The sequence below is a fragment of the Hominiventricola aquisgranensis genome (assembly GCF_040096225.1).
Taxonomy (GTDB): domain Bacteria; phylum Bacillota; class Clostridia; order Lachnospirales; family Lachnospiraceae; genus Hominiventricola; species Hominiventricola aquisgranensis.
The window spans coordinates 111,240-136,554 of the sequence record NZ_JBBMFC010000001.1 but is presented as its reverse complement, the minus strand read 5'-3'; the positions used below and the strand labels follow the sequence as shown (position 1 = coordinate 136,554).

Genomic DNA, 25,315 nt, shown 5'->3' with positions numbered 1-25,315 from the left:
ATTTATTATAGTTGATTTCACAATTTGCGTCAAGTATAATAGATGGCGATAAAGGAGAACAATTTTATGGCTTTTGATGGTATAACTGTTGCCTGTATGGCGCATGAACTTCATAAAAATCTGTCCGGCGGCCGTATTTCCAAGATTGCACAGCCGGAAACAGATGAACTTCTATTGACAATAAAATCTCAGGAAGGAAATTTCCGGCTGCTTTTATCTGCCAGTGCCAGTCTTCCACTGGTCTATCTGACCCAGACCAATAAGCCGAGTCCTCTGACTGCCCCGAATTTCTGTATGCTTCTCCGTAAGCACATCAGCGGCGGCCGTATCATTGCAGTGACTCAGCCTTCCATGGAGCGTATTCTCCGTTTTGAGATTGAGCATCTGGATGAAATGGGTGATCAGTGCCGTAAATTTCTGATCGTCGAGCTCATGGGAAAATACAGCAATATTATTTTCTGCAATGAGCAGGATCAGATCATCGACAGTATCAAGCATATTTCCGCCCAGGTAAGCTCGGTCCGGGAAGTTCTTCCGGGCCGTCCGTATTTTATCCCTGATACTCAGGACAAAGCAAATCCGTTCACTTTGACAGAAGAAGATTTTGTCAGACGAGTGGCGGAAAAATCCTGCAAATTATCCAAGGCACTTTACACGTCGATCACCGGTTTAAGCCCCATCGCATCCGAGGAGATCTGTCATCTGGCATCTCTGGATTCTGACCGGCCAGCCACTTCCTACGAGCCAGAAGAACTGATTCATCTGTATCGTACATTTGGAAGATATCTGGATCCTGTCCGCGAAGGAGGCTATGAACCTTCCATTTATTATGAAGGAAAGGTTCCTGTGGAATTTTCCTGTCTGCCTTTAAGTATCTATGACAACTGCAGATGTGAGCATTTTCCAACAGTTTCCTCCATGCTGGAGCAGTATTATGCCGAACGGAATACGGTCACCCGTATCCGCCAGAAATCCACAGATCTTCGCCGAATCGTGCAGACAGCTCTGGAGCGAAATATCAAAAAATACGATCTGCAGGCCAAGCAGCTGAAGGATACGGAAAAACGTGAAAAATACCGGATCTATGGGGAACTGATCAACACCTATGGATATGATGTACCTCAGGGAAGTAAGAGTTTTCAGGCACTGAACTACTACACCGGCGAGGAGATCACGATCCCTCTGGATCCACAGATCCCGGTGCAGGAAAATGCCACAAAATATTTTGATAAATATGGAAAATTAAAGAGAACCTTTGAAGCGGTTACCGCTCTTTTGAAAGAGACCGATGAAGAGATCCAGCATCTGCGCTCCATCCAGACAGCTCTTGATATTGCGCTTCAGGAGGAGGATCTGACCCAGATCCGCGAAGAACTGATGGAATCCGGTTATATCCGCAAACGTCCTTCCGGCAGCAAACGCCCAAAGATCACTTCCAAACCGTTCCACTATATTTCTTCGGATGGTTTCCATATGTATGTGGGAAAAAATAATCTTCAAAATGATGAACTGACCTTCCAGTTTGCCAAAGGAAATGACTGGTGGTTCCATGCAAAAGGAGCTCCCGGCTCCCATGTGATCGTAAAGGCTGACGGTGTCGAACTTCCGGACCGTACGTTTGAAGAAGCTGCCAGACTGGCCGCCTATTACTCCAGTCTCCGGGACAGTGAGAAAGTGGAGATCGATTACGTGGAGAAAAAACAGGTGAAGAAACCCAATGGTTCCAAGCCGGGATTCGTGGTATATTATACCAATTACTCTATGATGATCGAACCTGATATCAGTGGAATCCAGTTAGTCAATTAAAAAATTCATTAGCTTCAAAATAGCTGCGGCTGTCGAATAAAAGTTTCACGAACTAAAATAGCCGCGGCTGTCGAAATAAACTGCGCTGTATGACTTGGAGCGAACATACGTGAGCTTCGTGTGTCGGCTGGTGCGTACACGGTAGGTGTACGTATCCAGACGATACACAAAGATTGCTTTGTCCGATACACGTCATACGAGCTTTTATTCGACAACTGTGGCTATATTGTATTCCAAAACTTTTATTCTTCTGTATTCAACACAATCGTAGTGTTGTCTGTCTGAATTTCCTGACTGATTCCTTCTGTAACATACATTGTTCCGTCTTCAGTCTCCAGTATCATGTCAAACTCATCTGCATGAGTTCGCCAGTATCCCGCTGCCTGCTCTTCTCCCATCAGATAGAGGGATGTGGACAGTGCATCTGCAAGCATGCCATTTTCTGATATAACTGACACGGACACAAGTCCACTGTCTGCCGGATAACCGGTCTTCGGATTCAGAATATGAATGTACGTATTTCCATCTTCTTCAAAATATCGCTCGTAACCACCGGACGTGATGACTGCTTTATTTTCCACAGACAGGACTGCCAGGAGAGATCCCTGCTGCCCATTGGGATTCTGGATTCCGATCTGCCATGGTTTTCCATCCGGCCGTGTGTTCAATGTCTGCACATTTCCACCTAAAGACACCATTCCTGATGTAATACCATATTCCCGGAAGATTTCCATGACCCGTGCAGATGTATATCCCTTGGCAATTCCTCCCAGATCCATCTCCTGATTGGTTCCAAGAGACACCTGATCTCCATCTATCACAACCTGAGATGCGTCTACTTTCGCCAGTGCTTCCTGAAGCTCTGACTCCGCAGGCACATGATATTTCTGTGTCGGGAAACCCCACAACTGCATCAGCGGATAGATCGTCACATCAAAGAGTCCGTCCGTCTCCCTGTAGATCTCCATGGCTTCTGTCAGAATCGCCTCCGTGTCTTTTGACAGTGTTCCATTCCCCCTGGTATTGATCTGAGATACTTCGCTGTCTGGATGACCAGTGGACAACAGGTCATCCAGTCTCTGGACTTCTTTCATGGCTGCATCCACAGCCTGTTCACTGTTCTTCCCATAAGCAGTGAAAGACATGACCGTATCCATGGCAAATAGCTGCCTGGTACATTCTTTATTTGTTGTTTCATTCCGGTACTGAAGGAAACAGCCGGCAATGATGCCGGCTGTCACAATTCCCAGTCCGAATAATATCGGTCTTCGATCCATAATTACTGTCTGACAATATTTTTTGCAGGGCATTTCTCTGCGCATTTACCGCAGCCCACGCATTTGTCATAATCGATATATGCCAGATTTCCTTCCAAATGAATTGCATCATGCTCACACTGTTTTACACAGGCTCCGCATCCTAAACATCCTGCTGAACAAACTTTTTTCACTGCAGGACCTCTGTCCTTATTAGAACACTGAACTACAAATGTTCTGTCAGCACGCAGCACCTCAATGAGACCTTTTGGGCAGGCTTTTGCACACATGCCGCAGCCAACACATTTGGATGTATCCACTTTCGCCATGCCGTTTACTACATGGATTGCATCATAGGTACAGACTTTTACACAGGAACCATAACCCAGACATCCGAAAGTACAGGATCCCGTGTTCAATCCTGCCAGTGCTGCTGCACGACAGTCCTCGATTCCCACATAATTACATTTTGCAGAAGTATGCTCACAATCACCAGAACATTTAACCTGTGCGGTCTTTCTCTCGGCTGCTTCTGCCTCCACACCCATAACTCCACCGATCTTAGCTACTGCATCTGCAGAACAGACCGGGCAGGCGTTGACCGGAGCATCTCCTGCTGCAATCGCTGCTGCCACTGCATCGCAGCCAGCATAACCACAGGCACCGCAATTGTTTCCCGGGAGACACTCTCTGACTGCAATGGCTTTCTCATCCACTGCCACATAAAATTTCTTTCCTGCAGCTACCAGTGCAATACCGATAATAAGACCGATCACACCGATCACTACAGTCGTAATGATAATTTCCTGCATATTCTTATCCCCCTGTTACAGACCACTAAAGCCCATGAATGCAATTGACATCAGAGCTGCGCACAGAAGCACGATCGGAGCTCCGCGGAACGGTGCCGGGATGGCTTCTTCATCCAGTCTGCCTCTGATACCTGCCAGAAGTACAATAGCGATGGTATAACCAAGTGCTGTACCAAATCCACACAGAACACTCTCAAGCAGGTTGTAACCATTCTGTACATTGGTCAGTGCCACACCGAGAACTGCACAGTTGGTAGTGATCAGCGGAAGATAGATTCCCAGCGCCTCATAGATAGCACGGGAGGTCTTTTTCAGGAACATTTCTACTAACTGTACCAGAGCTGCAATAACCAGAATGAACACGATAGTCTTCAGATAATCAAGGTTCAGCGGAAGCAGTACATAATCATATAAAAGGCTTGCCACTGCAGAAGCAATGGTAATAACGAAGATAACTGCGCCTCCAAGGCTGGCTGATGTCTTGATCTGCCGGGATACACCTAAGAATGAGCAGATTCCAAGGAACTGGCTGAGCACTACGTTGCTGACCAGAGCACTGCTCACCACGATCATAATCAAGGATGTCATGCTTTTTCCTCCTTCTTATCCGTGCAGGACTGAGAGCAGGCAGCACAGCAGCCGTCACAGCCTTCCACCACTTTATTGGCGCGGGTTTTCATGCCTACTGCATTCATGATCGCAACCAGGAATGCCAGTACCAGAAATGCACCCGGAGCTTTTACAAAGATACCGACTGGATTATAGGCTTCCGGAGTTACCTGCATACCAAACAGAGTTCCTGCTCCCACAAGTTCTCTTACCATACCAATCAGAAGCAGGGCGATCGTGAATCCCAGACCCATGCCGACACCATCCATTACAGACAGGAACGGGGGATTCTTGGATGCATATGCCTCTGCACGTCCAAGGATGATACAGTTTACAACGATCAGCGGAATGTAGATTCCAAGAGCGCTGTAAATGGACGGGGTATAGGCTTCCATCAGAAGCTCAACCACTGTTACCAGTGAAGCCACGATTACGATGTATGCCGGGAGACGTACATCATCCGGAACGATCTTACGAACCAGTGAAATGATCAGGTTGGATACGATCAGTACCGCCATCGTGGAAAGTCCCATACCGATACCATTGGAAGCCGACGTGGTAACTGCCAGCGTCGGACACATACCAAGCATCAGTACAAAGGACGGATTTTCTTTTACAATACCATTATAGATACGTTCTACCCACGGTTTCATATTCCAGACCTCCTACTTCACATTTGCTGCATAGAAATCCAGTGCAGCATTGACTGCGTTGACAATAGCTCCTGAAGAGGTGGATGCACCGGATACAGAGTTGATATCTGTCTCAGATGTAGAATCTCCTGCCTTGTTCAATGTGAACTGATCGGTCTGTACGCCGTTGAACTGATCCTTGAACTCCGGCTCTGCACAGAGCATACCCATACCTGCAGTCTCATTCAGTTCAGTGAAGGAGATGCCATTGACCGTACCGTCTGCAGAGATTCCAACAGAGATCGTGATATTTCCTGCATATCCATCTGCGCTGGTCACGCTGAATACATAACCTGCGGTGTTTCCAGATGCATCTTTTCCTACGATAATATCATTAATATATACCTTTCCATAGGAAGTACCATATACCTCTCCATCAAGTGCTTCTACTGCTGCACTCAATGTATCATCATGCTCAAAGGTCTCAGCCTCCGGGCATACTTCCTTATAGGAAGCTGCGCTTGCTGCCAGCTGCTGTTCTGCAATGGTCTCTGCTGTCATCTCATGTACACCACTTAAGCAGACACCTGCGATCAGGGTGATTACACAGAGGATCACAGCTGCTTTCGGAATCGGGAATCTCTTCTCTCCCTCTTCCTTCTGTTTTCTGCAGCCATACGGAACCGGTACGGAGATCTCATCGATCAGTGGAGTTACCATATTACCAATGACAACTGCGTAGCTGACGGAATCAGCAGAGCTTCCGAAGATACGGAATACACCGCACAGGATACCGATCAGAATACCATAAAGCAATTGTCCGGTTGAAGTGACCGGGCTGGTAACCGGATCGGTTGCCATAAAGAAGGCTGCCATGATCACACCGCCGCCTGCCAGATGTGCCAGCAGGAAATTCAAATTGGATCCCTGTCCGCCGAACAGTACGACAAATGCGGTAAAGCTTACCAGGATCGCTGCAGGGATCTCAAAGGTGATGCCACCCATTGCCCATAGAATCATACCGCCGATAAATAAAGCAATCGCAGAGTTTCCTATAACACCACTGGTATTTCCAACAAACATCTGCGTGATGCTTATTGTCTCGCCTGCTGCCATCTGAGCCAGCGGAGTTGCTGAACTGTATCCGTCCACTGCATAATTTGCAACAATGCCGCTGAAGGAGATCAGCAGAAAACAACGTCCGGCCAGTGCCGGGTTCATAAAGTTATGTCCAAGGCCTCCGAACAGGTTCTTTGCAACGATAATCGCAAATACAGCTCCCAGGCACGGGATATAAAGCGGTACGCTTGCCGGAAGACACAGTGCCAGAAGAAGTCCTGTCACAATGGCACTGCCATCCATCAGTGTATTTTTTCTGTGTGCTATGTAATTAAATACAAATTCTGCCAGCATGGCTGATACGATCGAAGCTGCGATCACCATCAGTGCCTGCAGTTTGAAATGCCAGATACCCATGACGGTTGCAGGCAGAAGACACAGGATTACGTCATACATAACGATTCCGGTCGTCAGCTTGCTTCTTACATGCGGGCTGGAAGAAACATTGTATAATTTACTCATCTTTTTCCTCCCCCTTATCTTCTCTTAGCCGCCATGATCTCGGCTTTTGTCTGCTTGAACAGCTGCATCAGCGGACGTTTTGCCGGACAGGTGAATGTACAGGAACCGCAGGCAATACACTCCAGTCCATACAGTTTCTTCTCATAACGTGCATAATCTTTTTTCTCTGCAGCTGCCGCCATCATCTGCGGAACCAGACCGATCGGACAGACCTGACCACAGCGTCCACAGCGTAAGCATGCGGTCTGCTGCTTCTCTGCCTCAGCCACCGGATCTTTTTTCAGAACAGTCAGAGCATTGTTGTTCTTATTCACTGCTGCTGACAGCCACGGCATTGCAAATCCCATCATCGGACCGCCGCACAGAATCTTCTCCGGCTCCTCACCATCCTTGAATCCACCTGCTGCTTCCAGCATTTCTTCAAAGCTGGTACCAATCTTCACAATCAGGTTACATGGTTTGTTGACACCGTCACCGGATACTGTGAATCCTCTTTCCATTAACGGCTCTGTTTTCGCAACTGCACGATAGATAGCGCGAACAGTTGCCACGTTATCTACCACACATCCAACATCTGCCGGGAGCATTCCTAACTTAATATGCTTGCCTGCAACCACATCCATAATGGCGCGCTCACCACCTTGCGGATACTTTACATGTACCGGGTGAACATGGATCTTGTTTTCATTGGCGCATACTTTCTGAACTGCTGCGATTGCTTCTGGTTTGTTCTCTTCGATCAGCACCACGCCTTCTGCATTCGGAAAGAGCTGAAGCATGATCTTCAGACCCCCAACGATCTCGTCAGCATAGTTTCGCATCAGCTGATCATCACAGGTAATATAGGGCTCGCACTCAGCGCCGTTGGCAATCACATATTTGATCGCTGCCGGATCCTTTGGTGCCAGCTTTACATGAGTTGGAAATCCTGCTCCGCCAAGTCCTACGATGCCTGCTGCTTTGACTTTTTCCAGAATCTCCTGTGTGGTCAGAGTAGTCGGGTCCACTTCTGTTCCTACGCCTTCAGACAGCGTATACTGCCCGTCGTTCACAACCACGATGGAAAGATCTGTCGTACCAAGCACATTCTCCCGTTTCTCGATTGCCTTTACGGTTCCGGAAACAGAACTGATAATGTTAGCTGATACAAAGCCATCCGCTTCTGCGATGATCTGTCCCGCCAGTACACTGTCTCCTTTTTGAACCAGTGGTTTTGCCGGCTTTCCAATATGCTGATTCAGGTGAAAAACCAGATCGCCTTTGGGAAGCCAGGTCTGAAACGGAATATCACGCGCAAATTCTTTTCCGTCATACGGATGCACGCCGCCATGAAATGTTTTCTTATACATATGGCTTTTCCTCCTTCTATACCTCACACAGCCTGCACGCAATACATTGCTGCGATACGGCTGTTAAGTATGCAAAAATTTGATCTTATTTTGCTGCCACGAGCTTAGCCGCATGACGGCCAAAGGTCATGGTACGTCCGCAGGCAAGTCCTGTGAACAGGTTCGGATAAGTGGTAGCAAACATACCACCTGTGCAGTCTCCGGTCGCATAGAGTCCCTCGATCGGCTCTCCATTGGTATCCAATACCTGCATATCTGTGTTGATGCGGCATCCGTTCAGAGTGGTCAGATGCCATGCACCCGTACGGATTCCATAGAATGGTGCAGTGTCTACCGGAGTCAGACGATGTTTTTCTTTTCCATAATCCTCATCCACACCTGCTGCACACAGTTCATTATATCGGTTTACGGTCGCCACAAAATTGTCGACCGGAATATTTAATTTTTCAGCAAGTTCTTCCAGCGTATTTGCTTTCTGAAGATATCCTGCCTCGATCAGCTCTTCATTTTTGCTCCATACATAGTCATAACCCATGTTGCTGGCAGCTCCGTTCGGGAACGGGAACAGACGGCAGCATCCCACTTCATCAAACTGCTCTGCATACTGTTTGTTGTTTGCATCAAAAATATCACAGTAGGTATGATACGGCTGCATCTCCATAGAATGAAGCATGAACTCGTAAGGGCCAGACTCATTACAGAAACGTTTTCCATTCAGATTTACTTTCAGGAACGGCTGCTCGCCAAACCAGAACCATTTGCCATTGGTCTTATAGCCTGCAGTCTCTGTCGGCAGACAGCAACAACGGTTGAACATCATGGATGCATGGGTCGGATCCAGTCCTGCTCCTGCCCACATCATGGCTTTAATACCGGATCCATCACAGGTAGAACCCAAAGAGTAGTTGATCTTCATTTCCAGGGTCTGCGGCTGCAGTGCCTGCATCATCTCGGTGTTGCATGCATAACCACCTGCACAGATGATCACACCCTTGGAAGCATTGATACGAATATAATGCTCATCATTTCCATCCTGAGCAATGATACCGGTTACTTTTCCATTTTCATCCTGCTCCAGTTTTACAAGAGAGGTGGAGAGCTTCCACTCTACTCCCAGTTCATCACAATGCTGCTGGAAGGTGCTGTTCAGAGTGATCACATCATCCTTGGCTGCTGCTTCTGTCTTATGCGGGCTGTGTCCGGTTGCATACGCCTTGTCTCTTCCCGGATCAGCTGTATTTCCAATACCGCCTTCCAGGCTCATGTAGTAATTTCCGGATTTTTCCAGAAGATCTGTCAGCCAGTCTACCATTTCGCCAGACTCATTGATCCATACACGGATCAGATCGCTGTCCACATAACCGGCACCATAACGTACCAGTTCCTGCATGGCTTCCATTTTATCAATGGCCAGCTCCGGATTTTCCTGGATAGCTTCCTGCTGTAATTTAGAATTGATCGCTCCGATATCTTCACGGATACCGGTTGCTGTCTCTCTCTTCTCAACGACCAGAACCTTTGCACCTTCTTCAGCTGCCGTCATGGCGGTGATCCATCCACCGGTTCCGCATCCGACTACCAGTACCTCGGTGTCAACAGTCTCTGTAATATCTGCCTCTGCGATCTCCGGTGCTGTTCCCAGCCAGTCGGAAGATGCCGACTCCTGTGCCTCTTCTACAGCAACGGTCTGACCACTTGCCTGGGAAATACAGTCAGCAGCTGCGGCTTTAATGGCATCTGCAGTTACGGTTGCACCTGATACACCATCCACGTTGCAGGACTGTGCAGCCAGGATCTTCTGGCTCATCTCATCCCCGATCTTTCCACCGATATCCGGTGTTTCGCCGGATACATCGATCTGTACATCTGTGATGCTGGTCTCATCAAAAGTCATGGTGACAGTTACGTCACTGGCAATTCCCTTTGCACTTGCAGAATAGGTTCCCGGTGTATAAGACATATTTCCTGCTGGCACCGGAATAGTTCCTGCTCCGGATCCGGCATCTGAACCTTCTGCGGAATATTTCATCTCCACGCTGCCAAGCACTCCCAGTGCAGCTACACTGGCTGCTCCTGCTGCCAGACCTTTTACAAATGTTCTTCTTGAAATTTTGTTTGTCATAGTTTACTCTCTTTCGTTCTCATTTTCTTCTGGATCTTCTTTCCTATGTCCGATCTTCTCACAGACCGAGCAAAGGAAAATACTCAGTTCGTACAACAGGATCACGGGCACCGCCACTGTGATCTGCGATACAATATCCGGTGGAGTGATCAGTGCCGCGATTACAAAGATCACCACGATCACCACCCTGCGTCCTGCTTTCATCCAGGACACCTTCAAAAGTCCCAGCCGGTTTAATACGACTGATACCATCGGAAGTTCAAATACAATTCCAAATATAATCAGTACCATCAGTAAAAAAGACAGATAGTTTTGTACGCTGATATAAGCACTGACTCCGCTTCCAATACTTAAAGTGTTGAAAAAATAAAGCATAAATGGAAGCATGATCTTATATGCAAAACACGCACCTGCTCCAAAACACAACAATCCAAATATCATTGCGATCAGAAACAGAAAATTTTCGCTTTTTTTCAACCCCGGCCGGATAAATGCCCATGCCTGATAAAGCAGTACCGGAATCGTCACACAGATTCCGAACAGGAATGACACATAAAAATACTGAAGCATCAGCTCCTGCGGTGCGATGTATACGAACTCATAATCCAGACCTTCTCCCATCTGAAGGAAAACCTGTACAATCTGCGGTGCATAGTGAAGTCCCGCCAGGATAGCCACCACAAGCACGATCACACAGGCCAGGATTCGGTTCCGCAATTCCCGCAGATGCCCGGACAGACTCATCTCCCCATCCTGTTCCTGCTCTTTGGAGTGCTTAGTTGTCCTTTCTGTCGGCACTCTCTTTCTCCTTTTCTTCCGCATCTTCCATTCCATTACGGAATTCCTTTACACTTTTACCAAACATGTGGGTCAGCTTCGGGATCTGTGTAGGTCCAAATACGATCACTACAACAGCTAAAATGATCAAAAGTTCTGTTGTTCCAATTTTCATAGTTCTCCTCTTTTCTGCTTCTCGTCCTTATTTTCTTCTGCATCTGTCGTTGGTTCTTCTTCCACAGACTCTGCTTCTTCCGTACACTCTTTCTGCACTTCTTTTTCCGGTTTTTCCGGCGTCACTTTTCCGATATCAGCCAGCGATTTCTGTACATCCTTTACATTTGAACGTACTGCTTTATCCAGTTCATTCAATGGCTCCACTGCTTCCCGAAGCGGTCTTTGTGCTTCCTGCAGCGGCTCTACCACACTTTCTCTGATCTCTTTTGTAGCTTCATCTGAATATTTACGGAACTGAGCCAGCGCTTCTCCCATTTTTTTTGCATAGACTGGAAGTTTATCCGGTCCCAGTACAAACAGAGCAACAACCAGGATCACGACCAGCTCAGACATTCCGATCCTCATAATCTTTCACCTCCCGGCGGAATCTTATGCCGCTTGTTATTTGCCAAAAGTACCATGTATGCCTTTTCCGTGTCAATGGATGTTATTTCCATCTGGCATAACCATGCGGAATACCATTGCCATTTTTTTAACATAAAGAATTGCATAAAAATATCCCCGCATTTGCGGAGATACATCATTGTCATCCTTTGTGTTTTTAGCATCTTTTAACTTTCCTTTCATAATCTTACTATATTTTTTAGTATTTTTCAACAGGAAACATATAATTAAACCATATTTCATAAAAACCAAATAAAATAACCAGCAGTAAAGAATAACACTGCTGGCTACATCTGGCAGCGGAGACGGTGGGATTCGAACCCACGTGCCGGTTGCCCGACAACTTGATTTCGAGTCAAGCTCGTTATGGCCACTTCGATACGTCTCCAAAAAGGTGAGTGCATCTGCACTCACCTTTATTATTCTATCATAGGTAAAACTATTGTGCAAGTTTTTCTATTATTTGAAATATTTCACACCAGACTCGAAGATCTTCAGGTCCTGCTCACCGTAGATGTTCATGGCAACCGCGGTGTCACGACGTTCGGAGTGTGCCATCTTACCAAATACACGACCATCCGGACTTGTGATACCTTCAATGGCTGCATAAGAACCATTGACGTTCCACTCTTCATCCATGCTTGCATTTCCTTCCGGATCCACATACTGGGTTGCCACCTGTCCATTGGCAAAGAGACGGTCGATCCATTCTTTCGGAGCCACGAAACGTCCTTCTCCATGGGAAGCCGGGTTCACATATACGCCGCCAAGCTCAGCTTCTGCAAGCCACGGGGACTTGTTGCTGACTACCTTGGTGTATACCATCTTGGAGATATGGCGGTTAATGGTGTTGAAGGTCAGAGTCGGTGCATCCGGGTTCTGTCCAACGATCTCGCCACCCGGTACCAGACCAAGCTTGATCAGTGCCTGGAAACCATTACAGATACCAAGAGCCAGTCCATCACGCTCGTTCAGAAGCTTCATTACTGCTTCCTTGATCTTCTCATTCTGGAAAGCAGTTGCGAAGAATTTTGCAGATCCATCCGGCTCATCTCCTGCGGAGAATCCACCCGGGAACATGATGATCTGTGCATCACTGATAGCTTTTTCAAATGCATCCACGGATTCACGGATATCATTTCCGCTTAAGTTCTTGAATACCTTTGTCACAACATCTGCACCGGCACGCTCAAACGCCTTTGTGCTGTCGTACTCGCAGTTTGTACCTGGGAATACCGGGATAAACACCTTCGGTCTTGCCACTTTATGACGGCACACATAGATGCTGTCTGCTTTGTAGATCGGAGTCTCAATCTTGGTTGTATCTTTAACTGCCACGGTCGGGAATACTTTCTCAAGAGTGCCCTTCCATGCAGTCAGTGCCTCATCGAAGCTGATGGATACATTTCCATAGGAGAAATCCTTCTCGGTCACTTCACCGATCACAGTGTAAGTGATAGACAGCTCGCCCACTTTGCCAGCCGGAACTTCTGCAACAATAGAACCAAATCCCGGTGCAAATGCATCTCTCGGATCCAGGTTGTGCTCCAGCTTTACACCAAGCTTATTACCAAATGCCATCTTGCTCACTGCCGGAACGATTCCATTTCCATCCAGTGCATAAGCGGACACAATCTTGCCTGCTTTTACATCTTCGAAGAATTTTCCATACTGATCACTTGCTTCCTTGTAATCCGGCAGATCATACTTGTCACGGCCAAGCTTCATCAGAACGATCTTATTGCCTGCTTTCTTGAACTCAGGTGTAATGATATGTTTATAGCTTGCAATATCTACTGCAAAGGATACCAGAGTCGGCGGTACGTCAATATCATTGAATGTACCGGACATACTGTCCTTTCCTCCGATGGACGGCAGTCCGAATCCAAGCTGTGCACTGTATGCACCAAGAAGTGCTGCAAACGGCTGACTCCAACGATGAGGATCTTCTGTCATTCTGCGGAAGTATTCCTGGAAGGTAAAACGGATCTTGCTGTAATCTCCACCGGTCGCCACGATTCTTGCCACAGACTCCAATACAGCATAAACTGCGCCGTGATACGGTGACCAGCTGGACAGATATGGATCAAATCCATAACTCATCATGGTTACGGTATCCGTCTTTCCTTTGAGTACCGGCAGTTTTGCAACCATTGCCTGGGTCTCAGTCAGCTGATATTTTCCACCGTAAGGCATCAGTACACTTCCTGCTCCAATGGATCCATCGAACATCTCAACCAGACCTTTCTGGGAGCATACGTTCAGATCTTTCAGTACAGCCAGCCATTTCTCACGGATATCACCGACTTCTTTTCTTTCAAAATAACGCTCGTCCTCAGACGGCATATCAACTGCCACGCTTGTTTCCTGATGAGCACCGTTGGTATCCAGGAATGCACGGGAAATATTTACGATCTCTTTGCCTCTCCACTTGAGAACCAGTCTCGGATCTTCGGTCACTTCTGCCACGCAGACAGCCTCCAGGTTCTCCTCAGAAGCATATTTCATAAATTCATCAACGTCTTTCGGGTCTACAACCACTGCCATACGCTCCTGAGATTCGGAGATGGCAAGCTCAGTTCCGTCAAGACCTTCGTATTTCTTCGGTACTTTATCAAGATCTACTACCAGTCCGTCTGCCAGCTCACCGATGGCAACAGACACACCGCCTGCACCAAAGTCGTTACATTTGCGGATCAGTCTGGTCACTTCCGGACGGCGGAACAATCTCTGGATCTTGCGCTCAGTTGGTGCATTTCCTTTCTGAACCTCAGCTCCACAGGTCTCGATGGAAGCCTCCGTATGAACCTTGGAAGAGCCGGTTGCACCGCCACAGCCGTCACGTCCGGTTCTGCCTCCCAGCAGAATGATAATATCACCCGGATCAGAAGTCTCGCGGATCACGTCTTTTCTCGGAGCTGCACCCATGACAGCACCGATCTCCATACGTTTTGCCACGTAGTTCGGATGATAGATTTCTTTTACATAGCCGGTTGCAAGTCCGATCTGATTACCATAAGAACTATAACCGCTGGCAGCACCACGCACCAGTTTTTTCTGCGGAAGCTTTCCTTTCAGTGTCTCAGATACCGGAACCGTTGGATCAGCAGCGCCAGTCACACGCATTGCCTGATATACATACGTACGTCCTGACAACGGATCTCTGATGGCTCCTCCAAGACAGGTAGCAGCACCACCGAACGGCTCGATCTCTGTCGGGTGGTTGTGAGTCTCATTTTTAAAGTTGACCAGCCACTCTTCTACTTCTCCATCAATCTCTACCGGAACCACAATAGAGCATGCATTGATCTCATCAGATTCCTCCTGATCCTGAAGTTTACCTTCTTTTTTCAGCTTTCTCATAGCCATCAGCGCCAGATCCATCAGACAGATGAACTTGTCATCACGGCCCTTAAAAATCTCCTTATGATCAGCCACATACTGCTCATAAGTCTTCTCGATCGGTGTACGATAGTAGCCGTCCTCAAAGGTTACATCCTTAAGTTCGGTAGAGAAGGTGGTATGACGGCAGTGGTCAGACCAGTAGGTATCCAGCACACGGATCTCTGTCATAGACGGATCTCTGTGCTCTTCCTTCTTAAAATAATTCTGAATATGTAAGAAATCCTTGAATGTCATCGCAAGATTCAGGGATTTGTAAAGTGCCTCCAGATCAGCTTCTGTCATGTCTTTGAATCCATCAAAGATCTTAACATCTGCCGGTTCTTCAAATACAGTCACCAATGTCTCTGGTTTCACCATGCCGGTCTCTCTGGAATCCACCGGGTTGATGCAGAAGGATTTGATAGCAGACAACTCTTCTGCCGTCACATTTCCTTCGATCACATAGACCGTTGCAGTACGGATCACCGGTTTTTCTGCAGCATTCAGGAACTGTACACACTGTACAGCAGAATCTGCTCTCTGATCGAACTGTCCTGGAAGGAACTCCACACCAAAGACGCTTGCATCCGGTGCAGTCTCAAACTCTTCCCGATACAGTACATCTACCGGCGGCTCTGAAAATACCGTCTGGCATGCTCTCTCGAAGGTCTCATCACCAATATTTTCCACATCGTAGCGAATCAGCACGCGGACTCCTGTCACGGTCTGAATGCCCAGATAGCTTCTGATCTCTTCTTCCAGTTCCTTTGCTTTTACTGCAAATGCCTGTTTCTTCTCAACAAAGACGCGTCTTACCATGCTATTTCCCTCCATTGTATGTATGCGTACCTTTTTGAAGCTATCATACCACACTTTTTTAGATTAGTAAATTTAATATATATAATTTATTTTATTACTTATTCTTATAAATCTATTTTTATTTTGGCTCTGAGGTCATCATGATTCCCAGCTTCTGGAAGGTCTTCTCATCAGCTGCACTGAGCATACGGGAACTGTGTACCTGACTGCCCCGCAGACGCGGAAGCTGCTTCAGAGCCAGATCTGCCAGTGGATTAGTTTCCGTACTTGCAGACAGAGCGATCAACACTTCCTCCATGTGAAGACGCGGATTCTTGCTACCAAGGTAGTCTACCTTCAGTCTCTGGATCGGACGGATCACGTTAGGAGTGATCAAAAGCACGTCTTCTCCGATGCCTGCCAGATGCTTCAGTGCTTTGATGAGCAAAGCTGCGCATGCTCCAAGCAACTCCCCGGTCTTGCCTGTAATGATCGTTCCGTCATCCAGCTCCATGGCAACTGCAGTATATCCGGTCTCTTCTGCACGTTTAAGAGCTGCCGGAACTACCTTACGGTCTTTTACCGATACGCCTGCTGTATTCATCAGAAGCTCGATCTTATAAGCTTCCTCTTCTTTTGATTTACCTCTGGCAATATTTACCAGCGTCTGATAGTAACGGCGGATGATCTCCTGACCAGATGCCTCCCTGCATGCCTCATCATCCACAATGCAGTTTCCGGCCATGTTCACACCCATATCTGTAGGGGATTTGTACGGACACTCACCGTAGATCTCCATAAACATTGCTTTCAATACCGGGAAGATCTCCACATCACGGTTGTAGTTGACAGTTGTCTTTCCATAGGCTTCCAGATGATACGGATCGATCATGTTCACATCGTTCAGGTCTGCGGTTGCCGCCTCATAAGCCAGGTTCACCGGATGAGACAGAGGCAGATTCCAGATTGGGAAAGTCTCGTATTTCGCATAACCAGCACGAACTCCGCGTTTATGTTCGTGGTAGAGCTGGGACAGACAGGTCGCCATCTTTCCGCTTCCCGGTCCAGGTGCTGTTACAACAACCAACGGCTTGGTTGTCTCAATATATTCATTATGGCCATATCCATCCTCGCTCACGATCAGCGGAATATTGTTCGGATACCCTGGGATCAGGTAATGACGATATACTTTCACGCCCATCTTTTCCAGACGGTTCTGGAACATCTGTGCGCTGTACTGTCCTGCATAATGCGTAATGCAGACACTTCCCACGTACAGATTCTTAGACTCAAAGATGCCCTTCAGACGCAGCAGATCCGAATCATAAGTGATACCCAGATCTCCACGAACTTTATTTTTCTCAATATCTTCTGCGCTGATCACAATAACGATCTCCACCTGATCTGCAAGCTGCATCAGCATACGAAGTTTACTGTCCGGCTCAAATCCCGGCAGTACGCGGGATGCATGATAATCATCATAAAGCTTGCCGCCAAACTCCAGATACAGTTTATTGTCAAACTGCTGAATCCGTTCCCGAATATGTTCTGACTGCATCGCCAGATACTTGTCATTGTCAAAGCCTTTTCTCATGATCTCCTCCTTGTTGTCTGCTGTTCATTTCCGGATAAAACTCCGGATTTTCTTTCTATTTAACTCACGGATGCAAAGCATGACAGAATACAAAATGTTTGTCCGAAACATTTTTCAGGCAGTAAAAACAAAAAAGAGATTCCGCAATACACGAAACCTCTTTATTTTAGAGCACGAGACGGGATTCGAACCCGCGACCCTCGCCTTGGCAAGGCGATACTCCACCACTGAGCCACTCGTGCAAACTGCCTGTTCTGTCACTGCATCAGCGACAATCAGTATTCTACCCGAACATGGCAGATTTGTCAATATAAAATCCATGATTTTATGTCAGATTTTTTCACTGTCATTGAGAATCAGCAAAGAACCCACATAAACATAGTTCTGAAACTCTTTTTCCAGAATGCTGTCCAGCTTCTGATACTCCAGATCAAACCATTGATCCTCCGCCGTCACCAGCATATGGGACAGAGCCACACCTGCATCAAACAGATTAAAATCCTGCTGGGTCTGATATCCCAGTTTCCCCGGTTTTTTAACAAACAGATGGATCCGATCTTCAGAAGACACAAATCTCCATGGCTGACGGTTCATGGCCGACGGTGCCAGTCTGGCTGCTTCCAGAAGCTTTCTCTGAACTTTTCCAAAAGCTCCCCGGATCGTTACCAGCTTCTTCAGTTCAATCCTCCGAAAATCCTCATAAGAGCGCTCCAGAGGTTCTGCCGGATACCCAAATGCCATGATCATGACCAGCTCCAGATCTTTCTCCTGGTCTTTTTTAAGCTTTGCACCTCCCTGATAACAGCTTCCAATGCCTTTGGTAAAGAGATACAAGGATAACTGCTCCATAAGGCATCCCGCATTCTTCCGGTAATCTTCGCAGATTTCCGAATAAAGCACAACATAATAAGGAGCATCCACACGGAACAGACCTTTTAACTGATGCTCTTCCTTATGGAAAATCTTCCATTTCACCTGAATATCCGGGCGGATGCCGATTGCATCCTCACCGAATTTTTCAATTTTCTCCAGCATTGCCGGAGAAATTTCATCGTTTTTGTATTTCCGAATGGATCTTCTTCGGAAAATTGCTTCGTATGATGTCATGCTTTATGCCAGCCTTTCCATCTCATCCAGATATTCAGAGAACACTAAAAGCGCATCCTCCACCGGTTTTTTCTGTTCCATATCCACTCCTGCCAGTCTGAGAAGCTCCAGCGGATACATAGAGCTTCCTCCTTTCAGGAATTTCTTATACTGCTCTACTGCTGCTTCTCCTTCTCTCAGGATCTTCCCTGAAAGTGCAATTGCTGCGGAAAATCCAGTTGCATACTGGTACACATAAAATGGCGTATAGAAATGGGGTATCCTTGCCCATTCCATCTCAATTGGCCGGTCAATACAGATATCTTCACCAAAATATGCTTTGTTAAGATCATAATAAATGCTGCACAGACGTTCAGCCGTCAGTGCTTCGCCCGCCTCCTGCAGTCCGTGGGTGATCTTTTCAAATTCCGCAAACATGGTCTGTCGATACAGCGTTGTACGGAACTGCTCCAGAAAATAATTGATCAGATATGCTTTTGTCTTCGGATCTTTGGCCTTTTTCAGCAAATGATGGATCAACAGTGCCTCATTGCAGGTAGATGCTACTTCTGCAACAAAGATCCGGTAACCGGCATAAATATACGGCTGTGTCTCGTCAGAATACCAGGAGTGGAGTGCATGCCCCATCTCATGTGCCAGGGTAAATACATCATTTAATGTCCCCTGATAATTCAGCAGCACATATGGATGCGTGCCATATGCTCCCCAGGAATAGGCTCCGCTTCTCTTTCCCTGATTCTCATACACATCGATCCAGCCATGTTCAAATCCATCTTTCAAATGGGACAGATACTCTTCTCCCATGGGTGCCAGCCCTTCCAGAACTGTTTCCTTTGCATCTTCAAAAGAAAAATGTTCTCCACTGTTCTCTGTCATGGGTGTATAGAGATCATACATATGCAATTCATCAAGACCCAGCAGTTTTTTACGTATTTTCACATACCGATGCATCAGCGGCAGATGCTCATGCACCACATGGATCAGATTGTCATAGACAGACACCGGAATATGGCTTCCATCCAGTGCCCCCTCCAGGTCTGATCCATATCTTCTCGCTCTCGCAAAGAATACTTCCTGCTTCACGTTCGCACGATACGTTGCTGCCAGGGTATTGCGGAATTTCTCATAAACTCCGTACAATGCCTCAAATGCATCCTTTCTCACCCTCTGATCCTTGCTCTGCAACAGAGAAATAAAACGTCCATGGGTCACTTCCACGTCCGTGCCATCTTCCCCTGTGATCTTCGGAAAACGGATATCTGCATTGTTGAACATGGAAAAAATATCTTTTGGACTTTCTGCCAGTTCACCGGCAGATGCCAGAAGCTTTTCCATCTCTCCGGGCAGAACATGTGCCTTTTGTCTGATCATATTTTCAAAATACTGCCCATATACCCGAAGTTCACCGTTTTCCTGTAAATATTTCTCAATGGTTCCTTCTGGCAGCTCCATGATCTCCGGCTCAATATAAGAAGTCCGCTCGGACATCTCCACCAGAAGACTCTGTGCGCGGCTTGCCAGATTCTGATAGACGGCATTATCTGTATTTTCATGTAGTCGCTGATTGGCATAAACATACACTTTTTCTGCGAGCATATTCATTTTGTCACATAATCTTTGCATGGAAAGGAGGGTCTGCGCACTCTCGCCCAGCCGACCTTCATAAGCAGACAATTCCGGCAGGTGCTCCTTCAATCGGGTAAAATCCGCCTCCCATTCATCGTCATTTTTATATAAATCTTCAATCGCCCACTTTGCCTCTGCGGGGATCTCCTCTCTTGTACACAATCCTCTATCTGCCATCGTATTCTTCCTTTCACCGTTTCTTATTTTAACGCAAAGCTCCTAGAAGTCAATGCAAGATAGAAAAAAAGACACTGTAAAATCTGCTTTTCAAAACAGGTTTCACAATGTCCCTCCTTCTTTTTACTCATTACGGATCGCTGCAAGCGGACTCAGCTTCATTGCCCGAAGTGCCGGGAAAAATCCTGCCACCATGCCTACCAGCACCGCAAATGCCAGCGATATTACCACCAGCCAGATTGGAATGTAAGAGATTCCTTCGTAGTATCCTCCTGCTGCAGATCCGGCAATCATATTGATCACAATTGATATAATGCCACTCAGGATCAAACCGATCAAACCTCCGAAAAATCCAATAAATCCAGCTTCCAGCAGAAACATAGTTCTGATATTTCCAAGATCACAGCCCAGCACTTTGATGATACCGATCTCCTTCGTCCGTTCATAGATAGACATCATCATGGTATTTGCAATACCGATCGCCGCAACAAACAAGGATACCGCACCGATTCCTCCAAGCACCAGCTGGATCATCTTCATCTGTTCCTGGGTCTGCTCCATCCATTCCGCATTGCTGTTGGCGCCATAGCCCATTTCCTGTATGGTCTTCTGTACTTCTGTTACATTTTCCATCTTATCAACCCGTACATAGACCTGTTCATAATAGAGTTCTTTATAAGGTTTCCCGGATTTTGTCGTAGGCTGTCCCGGGATCACTTTATTTTTGAAGATTTTCTTCAGCTCTGCTTTCAGTGCATCAATATCAGCATAAACACTATAGCTGTTTTCACTATATTCATCAGTCCCTCCAGCCAGCATTCCGCAAGTAGGAATAATGTATTTCTTCGGAGGAGTTGTAGGCTTACTGCCGTCTCCACTTCCACCATTCTGTGACTGATAATAGGCATCCGTATCAAAGATCACAAACACCGGCTGATTCATCAGATCCACATCTATGGCTTCACTGTTTTCCCAATAGCCTTCATTGGTCTTTGAATTATAAAAATTGGTGATCACCTGATTACCATAGAAGAACGAAAGCGGAGCACCTGCTTCCGGAAGTGTACCTTCACCAACTTTCATATCCATATTCTGAAGTGCTTCCTGTGTCATTCCCTGAACTGTCAGGCTGCCTTCGTAAACTCCCTGCTTCAGCAGCACATAGGTACTCAGTATCGGAGAAGCAAATTCCACATGAGGAATCTTGGAGATCGTCTCCACAACGCCATCGTCGATCCTCAGTTCTTCCTGTGATGAATCAGAATTATAATTTCCCCAGGTATTTACATTGATGGTCGTCAAACCTCCATACTGCTCGATCTGCTCCAGGGAGCTTTTCTGAAGTCCCAGACCGAGGGAAATCATAACCACGATTGACGCAGTTCCTATGACCACTCCCAGTACCGTCAGAGCTGTACGAAGCTTTCGTCTGAGCAGATTGGAACCGCTCATGCGAAGCAAATCTGAAAATTTCATAAGCTGCCCCTTCTATTCCTGATCATCTGTATCTTCTGTCTCATCCGATGTGATATTATCTCCATCTTCTTCATCCAGATCCATAATATCGTCTTCCAGATTCTGCTGCTCTTTTTTCTTTTTCCGTTTCATCACGATGACTGCACCTGCCACACCTGCTGCTATAAGAATCACTACCACAACAGCAATCTTTCCACCGATTCCCATGCCATTTCCAGTGTCACCATCAGGCATCGCGGTGTCATCATGCATACCATCATCGTAAACCGGTTCTGTTACAAAAAGCGAAATCTCTTTCTCAACGGTAGTTGGTGCCCCGGTCTCATCCTCATAAGTGATCTGCAGCTTTACTGTTCCATCGTCAGTAGTCGCTGCTTCTCCGGTCAGATACATATCCACAGAACCGGTAGCTCCAGAATCCAGGTTACCAACAAAGCAGTCTCCACCAGAGAAGAACTCACTGTCAGTCTTCACAGACACATTGTAAAGCTTGGTCTTTCCAAGATTGTAGATACTAAACATCACATTGGCTTCACTGCCCACATCAATGCTGGACGGTGTCACCTCTGGCTGGCTCATGTCGATTCTTGCTTCCTGCTTCACCGGAATGGACACACTGGCCTTATTTGTATAAGCATTCACATGCTCATCCTCATAACTCATATTCACGTCAATAGCATACGGCTTCTGTGCCAGATCAGACCTGGCTTCCATCTCGATCTGAATATCTCTGGTCCCATTTTTTGCCATCTTATCTACAAAAATAGTATTGGAACCTGCAGTCGGAAGGAAGGATTCATAGGTTGTCTCCGAATCTTTTCCCTCTACTGCCGCATCAAACTCAAAAAGCATATTGTTGACACTGGTAGCTGTAGATGTGTTTTTCAGATGAAGCGTCAGCATAAAGCTGTCACCTGCATGTACCACTTCTGGATTTGTCTCAAAACCAGTCACGATCACTCGCGGGGTGGATGCTTTTCCATCTGCACTCACACCTGCGGTACCGCTGGTCTGAATATACGTATCCAGGGTAGTGGTCTGACTGCTTCCGTCAGATGCAAAATATCTTACATTAAAGGAAATCTTCTGATATCCATTTCCCACATCGCTTCTGGTCTGAAGATTCCAGGTCAGTTCCCGGCGGCGGTCCATATCAGACATACCCGTATCGGTTCCCGGAAGATCCTCAATGGTCTGAGAATATCCTGACTGGGTGATCTCAAACGGCCAGGTAGCAGTGTCCGTACTGAGCACCGGAGTCACCACAGCCTTCGTTACATTGGTCTTTCCCATATTCACGATCGGAAGTACAATGCTCACCGGTTGTCCTGCATTGGCCACCGGTGTCACCCAGTTGCCGCCAACGGTCAGAAAATGATCTGCATTGACCGGAACGGTCGTGTTATCGTCTTTGTCATCTTTGTCATCTTTGTCATCTTTGGGGGGATTAACTACTGCATCCATCTGTGCTTTTGCTTTGCTCACATAGTTGGTAACACCTGTGGCTGTGGTCATATTATCGATCTGCGCCCGTGCTTTCGTAATAATTTCATCTAATTTACTGGCATATTTATTGTCCGGATCTATTAATCTCTTATAATCAGCCAATTCTTTAGGCGCATCCGCTTTTGCTTTTGCAAGAAGTTTTGCATCATCTGTTTCTCCAGCCTCCACACTCATTCCCGGCACCATAGCCACTGCCATTGGAGCCATCATGCTCAGGCACAGTCCCAGCACAATTCCTTTCATTCCCCACTTATTCATTGCTCATCCTCCTTGTATTCACTTCTGTCCTCGATCTTCACGATCTTACCATCTATGATATGAAAGATGCGGTCTGCAAATCCCGCCAGATGGTTGTCATGGGTTACCATGACCATTGTCTGATTCTTCTCTGTCACAACTTTTCTCATCAATCCCAGCACCTCTGCTGATGTTTTGGAATCCAGATTACCAGTGGGCTCATCCGCAAAAATGATCTCCGGATCCAATACCAGGGCACGTGCCACACCCACACGTTGCTGCTGTCCTCCCGACATCTCATTTGGCCGGTGCTTCATGTGTTTAGGAAGTCCTACCAGCTTCAGCATCTCCACTGCCTTGGCTTCCCTTATCTTCTTATCCACTCCCCGGAATGTCAGCGGCAATGCTACATTTTCAATAGCATTCATGGTTCCCAGCAGATTAAAGGACTGAAAAATAAATCCCACATGTTCCCTCCGGAACTTGACAAGCTGATTTTCATTCATTTTTTCCAGATGCTCGCCAGCCACGATCACTTCGCCTTTGGTCGGCTTTTCCAGCCCGGCAAGCATGTTCAGCATGGTAGATTTTCCAGAACCGGATGTACCGACAATCGCACAGAACTCACCTTTGTAGATAGTCAGATCCACACCGTTGAGCGCACGTACTTTTTCATTGCCCACCCGGAATATTTTATAGAGGTTCTTCACCTGAATCGCAGGTTCCCGTGTCTTTTCCACGCTTCTCCTCCTGTATTTATAGAATATTAGGGCATGGTTCCGGTTCAAAGGGAACCATGCCCTATACAAAGTATATCATAGATTAATCTATATAATTCTTAATTAATCTTAATTTTATTGTAACTATTCAGAGCCATGCACATATTTAATAAATATGCGAGCCATGCTTGCATGATCGAGCATATTTTTAAATATGTATATGGCGAGAAGCCATCATGAGCAAAAGAAAAGCCTCGCAGAGGCGATTTTGCGAATGTGGCTCTGAATAGACATTTTTCTCAAATGCCAATTTTTCTCAGTATTATAGGAAATCTCACTTTTGAAAAAAATGCAAAATCATGTCAAAATATAAGATTTAATAACAATTTAGTAACACGATTTATGCCTGAACAATAGCCGCATCAAAGCCAGCTTTTCTCAACTTTTCCGCCTGTGCTTCCGCATTGTATCTGGCGCTGTAAGCTCCTACCTGGACACGATACAGAGCTTTTCTGTCACCCGTGGAAGTTTCCTCGCCCTGCTCTGCTTTATCCGTTTCCGGTGCAATCTGCACGTGCTCTCCAGTGATTCCATACACGATAGCATCCGCCATCTTCTCATAGGAGTATAACTGCACATCGTCCTTGTCGTCCACAAAGCAACACTCCAACAGCAGTGCCGGTGCTTTACTTTTTTTAAGCACATACAGTTTCTGACTGATCTTCACACCACGGTTCTTGAATCCCAGATTGCTGATCGCCTGGCAGATCTTTTCAGCAAATGCCTTTGCCTTACTTGCAGCAGAATAGACATAACACTCCACACCAGTGGTCTTGCCGTTTCCACCTTTATCGCCCGCTCCAGAGTTGAAGTGAATGGAAACATCCAGATCTACTGCATGGGCATTGCATTTCGCAATGATCTTTTTCAGCACATCGGCCTGTCCGGTACCGTTATCAACCGTACAGTCATAAACGGTATGACCAAGCTGACGAAGCTTACTGATCACCTCATCTTTTACTCTTCTGGCCTCGATTGATTCATTGATAAGTCCAACTGCTCCGCAAGCTACTTTTCCAGCTGGATTATGTCCAGCATGCACGTTGATTTTCATATAGTTCTCCTT

Annotated in this window: 19 protein-coding genes and 2 tRNA genes; 1 reads left to right on the top strand and 20 read right to left on the bottom strand. The window is 46.6% G+C overall.

Annotation, left to right across the window (positions count from 1 at the left end; all coding sequences use genetic code 11):
• The first annotated feature begins 66 nt into the window (after window positions 1-66).
• Window positions 67-1,806 carry an Rqc2 family fibronectin-binding protein gene (locus WMO62_RS00570; RefSeq protein WP_349143444.1) on the top strand — a complete coding sequence of 580 codons (1,740 nt, stop codon included), beginning with the start codon at window positions 67-69 and terminating at the stop codon, window positions 1,804-1,806.
• A gap of 242 nt (window positions 1,807-2,048) precedes the next feature.
• Here the strand turns inward: WMO62_RS00570 and WMO62_RS00565 are convergent, their stop codons facing one another.
• The 20 genes from WMO62_RS00565 to WMO62_RS00470 all read right to left on the bottom strand — a co-directional run bounded on the left by WMO62_RS00565 (window position 2,049) and on the right by WMO62_RS00470 (window position 25,303).
• The gene (locus WMO62_RS00565) at window positions 2,049-3,083 is read right to left on the bottom strand and encodes an FAD:protein FMN transferase (protein WP_349143443.1); all 1,035 of its coding nucleotides are present in this window, start codon (window positions 3,081-3,083) and stop codon (window positions 2,049-2,051) included.
• Between the two features lie 2 nt (window positions 3,084-3,085).
• A complete protein-coding gene (locus tag WMO62_RS00560) occupies window positions 3,086-3,874 on the bottom strand; it encodes an RnfABCDGE type electron transport complex subunit B (protein WP_349143442.1) in 789 nt (262 codons plus the stop codon).
• 15 nt (window positions 3,875-3,889) lie between these two features.
• Complete coding sequence (locus WMO62_RS00555; RefSeq protein ID WP_349143441.1) at window positions 3,890-4,462, bottom strand: electron transport complex protein RnfA; 573 nt, start codon at window positions 4,460-4,462, stop codon at window positions 3,890-3,892.
• Window positions 4,459-5,136, bottom strand: coding sequence for an electron transport complex subunit RsxE (gene rsxE / locus WMO62_RS00550; protein ID WP_117496666.1), 678 nt, complete (start codon window positions 5,134-5,136; stop codon window positions 4,459-4,461). Before rsxE ends, WMO62_RS00555 begins: the two co-directional genes overlap by 4 nt.
• A gap of 12 nt (window positions 5,137-5,148) precedes the next feature.
• The gene (locus WMO62_RS00545) at window positions 5,149-6,696 is read right to left on the bottom strand and encodes an RnfABCDGE type electron transport complex subunit D (protein WP_349143440.1); all 1,548 of its coding nucleotides are present in this window, start codon (window positions 6,694-6,696) and stop codon (window positions 5,149-5,151) included.
• A 14-nt stretch (window positions 6,697-6,710) separates the two neighbouring features.
• Entirely contained in the window at window positions 6,711-8,045 is a 1,335-nt protein-coding gene (gene rsxC, locus WMO62_RS00540; RefSeq protein WP_118438081.1) for an electron transport complex subunit RsxC, read from the bottom strand.
• Between the two features lie 85 nt (window positions 8,046-8,130).
• Window positions 8,131-10,167, bottom strand: coding sequence for an FAD-dependent oxidoreductase (locus WMO62_RS00535; protein WP_349143439.1), 2,037 nt, complete (start codon window positions 10,165-10,167; stop codon window positions 8,131-8,133).
• 3 nt (window positions 10,168-10,170) lie between these two features.
• Window positions 10,171-10,965, bottom strand: a complete 795-nt coding sequence (tatC, locus tag WMO62_RS00530) for a twin-arginine translocase subunit TatC (protein WP_178756724.1) — start codon at window positions 10,963-10,965, stop codon at window positions 10,171-10,173.
• The gene (locus WMO62_RS00525) at window positions 10,943-11,119 is read right to left on the bottom strand and encodes a Sec-independent protein translocase subunit TatA/TatB (RefSeq protein ID WP_118438083.1); all 177 of its coding nucleotides are present in this window, start codon (window positions 11,117-11,119) and stop codon (window positions 10,943-10,945) included. Before WMO62_RS00525 ends, tatC begins: the two co-directional genes overlap by 23 nt.
• Window positions 11,116-11,526: a Sec-independent protein translocase subunit TatA/TatB gene (locus WMO62_RS00520; protein ID WP_117496661.1), complete on the bottom strand. Its 411-nt coding sequence runs from the start codon at window positions 11,524-11,526 to the stop codon at window positions 11,116-11,118. The genes WMO62_RS00525 and WMO62_RS00520 overlap by 4 nt, the downstream gene beginning before the upstream one ends.
• Window positions 11,527-11,865: 339 nt before the next feature.
• A tRNA-Ser gene (locus tag WMO62_RS00515) sits at window positions 11,866-11,953 on the bottom strand.
• A 71-nt stretch (window positions 11,954-12,024) separates the two neighbouring features.
• A complete protein-coding gene (locus WMO62_RS00510) occupies window positions 12,025-15,783 on the bottom strand; it encodes a phosphoribosylformylglycinamidine synthase (RefSeq protein WP_349143438.1) in 3,759 nt (1,252 codons plus the stop codon).
• 103 nt (window positions 15,784-15,886) lie between these two features.
• Complete coding sequence (locus tag WMO62_RS00505) at window positions 15,887-17,341, bottom strand: DUF1846 domain-containing protein (protein WP_349143437.1); 1,455 nt, start codon at window positions 17,339-17,341, stop codon at window positions 15,887-15,889.
• Between the two features lie 170 nt (window positions 17,342-17,511).
• Window positions 17,512-17,583, bottom strand: a tRNA-Gly gene (locus WMO62_RS00500).
• 88 nt (window positions 17,584-17,671) lie between these two features.
• Window positions 17,672-18,448, bottom strand: a complete 777-nt coding sequence (locus WMO62_RS00495) for a nitroreductase family protein (protein WP_349143436.1) — start codon at window positions 18,446-18,448, stop codon at window positions 17,672-17,674.
• Between the two features lie 3 nt (window positions 18,449-18,451).
• Entirely contained in the window at window positions 18,452-20,251 is a 1,800-nt protein-coding gene (pepF, locus tag WMO62_RS00490; protein ID WP_349143435.1) for an oligoendopeptidase F, read from the bottom strand.
• A gap of 123 nt (window positions 20,252-20,374) precedes the next feature.
• Window positions 20,375-21,727, bottom strand: a complete 1,353-nt coding sequence (locus WMO62_RS00485) for an ABC transporter permease (protein ID WP_349143434.1) — start codon at window positions 21,725-21,727, stop codon at window positions 20,375-20,377.
• 12 nt (window positions 21,728-21,739) lie between these two features.
• Window positions 21,740-23,491 carry a COG1361 S-layer family protein gene (locus WMO62_RS00480; protein WP_349143433.1) on the bottom strand — a complete coding sequence of 584 codons (1,752 nt, stop codon included), beginning with the start codon at window positions 23,489-23,491 and terminating at the stop codon, window positions 21,740-21,742.
• Window positions 23,488-24,210, bottom strand: coding sequence for an ABC transporter ATP-binding protein (locus tag WMO62_RS00475; RefSeq protein WP_117496651.1), 723 nt, complete (start codon window positions 24,208-24,210; stop codon window positions 23,488-23,490). Before WMO62_RS00475 ends, WMO62_RS00480 begins: the two co-directional genes overlap by 4 nt.
• Window positions 24,211-24,589: 379 nt before the next feature.
• A complete protein-coding gene (locus WMO62_RS00470) occupies window positions 24,590-25,303 on the bottom strand; it encodes an N-acetylmuramoyl-L-alanine amidase (protein ID WP_349143432.1) in 714 nt (237 codons plus the stop codon).
• Window positions 25,304-25,315: the final 12 nt, after the last annotated feature.

Bases quoted from the DNA above. Each gene is read 5' to 3' on its own strand.
- WMO62_RS00555 (WP_349143441.1), bottom strand. From the start codon at position 4,462: ATGACATCCTTGATTATGATCGTGGTGAGCAGTGCTCTGGTCAGCAAC.
- WMO62_RS00535 (WP_349143439.1), bottom strand. From the start codon at position 10,167: ATGACAAACAAAATTTCAAGAAGAACATTTGTAAAAGGTCTGGCAGCA.
- WMO62_RS00495 (WP_349143436.1), bottom strand. From the start codon at position 18,448: ATGACATCATACGAAGCAATTTTCCGAAGAAGATCCATTCGGAAATAC.
- WMO62_RS00505 (WP_349143437.1), bottom strand. From the start codon at position 17,341: ATGAGAAAAGGCTTTGACAATGACAAGTATCTGGCGATGCAGTCAGAA.
- WMO62_RS00525 (WP_118438083.1), bottom strand. From the start codon at position 11,119: ATGAAAATTGGAACAACAGAACTTTTGATCATTTTAGCTGTTGTAGTG.
- rsxE (WP_117496666.1), bottom strand. From the start codon at position 5,136: ATGAAACCGTGGGTAGAACGTATCTATAATGGTATTGTAAAAGAAAAT.
- WMO62_RS00470 (WP_349143432.1), bottom strand. From the start codon at position 25,303: ATGAAAATCAACGTGCATGCTGGACATAATCCAGCTGGAAAAGTAGCT.
- WMO62_RS00560 (WP_349143442.1), bottom strand. From the start codon at position 3,874: ATGCAGGAAATTATCATTACGACTGTAGTGATCGGTGTGATCGGTCTT.
- WMO62_RS00565 (WP_349143443.1), bottom strand. From the start codon at position 3,083: ATGGATCGAAGACCGATATTATTCGGACTGGGAATTGTGACAGCCGGC.
- WMO62_RS00485 (WP_349143434.1), bottom strand. From the start codon at position 21,727: ATGAAATTTTCAGATTTGCTTCGCATGAGCGGTTCCAATCTGCTCAGA.
- WMO62_RS00510 (WP_349143438.1), bottom strand. From the start codon at position 15,783: ATGGAGGGAAATAGCATGGTAAGACGCGTCTTTGTTGAGAAGAAACAG.
- pepF (WP_349143435.1), bottom strand. From the start codon at position 20,251: ATGGCAGATAGAGGATTGTGTACAAGAGAGGAGATCCCCGCAGAGGCA.
- WMO62_RS00520 (WP_117496661.1), bottom strand. From the start codon at position 11,526: ATGAGGATCGGAATGTCTGAGCTGGTCGTGATCCTGGTTGTTGCTCTG.
- rsxC (WP_118438081.1), bottom strand. From the start codon at position 8,045: ATGTATAAGAAAACATTTCATGGCGGCGTGCATCCGTATGACGGAAAA.
- WMO62_RS00545 (WP_349143440.1), bottom strand. From the start codon at position 6,696: ATGAGTAAATTATACAATGTTTCTTCCAGCCCGCATGTAAGAAGCAAG.
- WMO62_RS00570 (WP_349143444.1), top strand. From the start codon at position 67: ATGGCTTTTGATGGTATAACTGTTGCCTGTATGGCGCATGAACTTCAT.
- WMO62_RS00480 (WP_349143433.1), bottom strand. From the start codon at position 23,491: ATGAATAAGTGGGGAATGAAAGGAATTGTGCTGGGACTGTGCCTGAGC.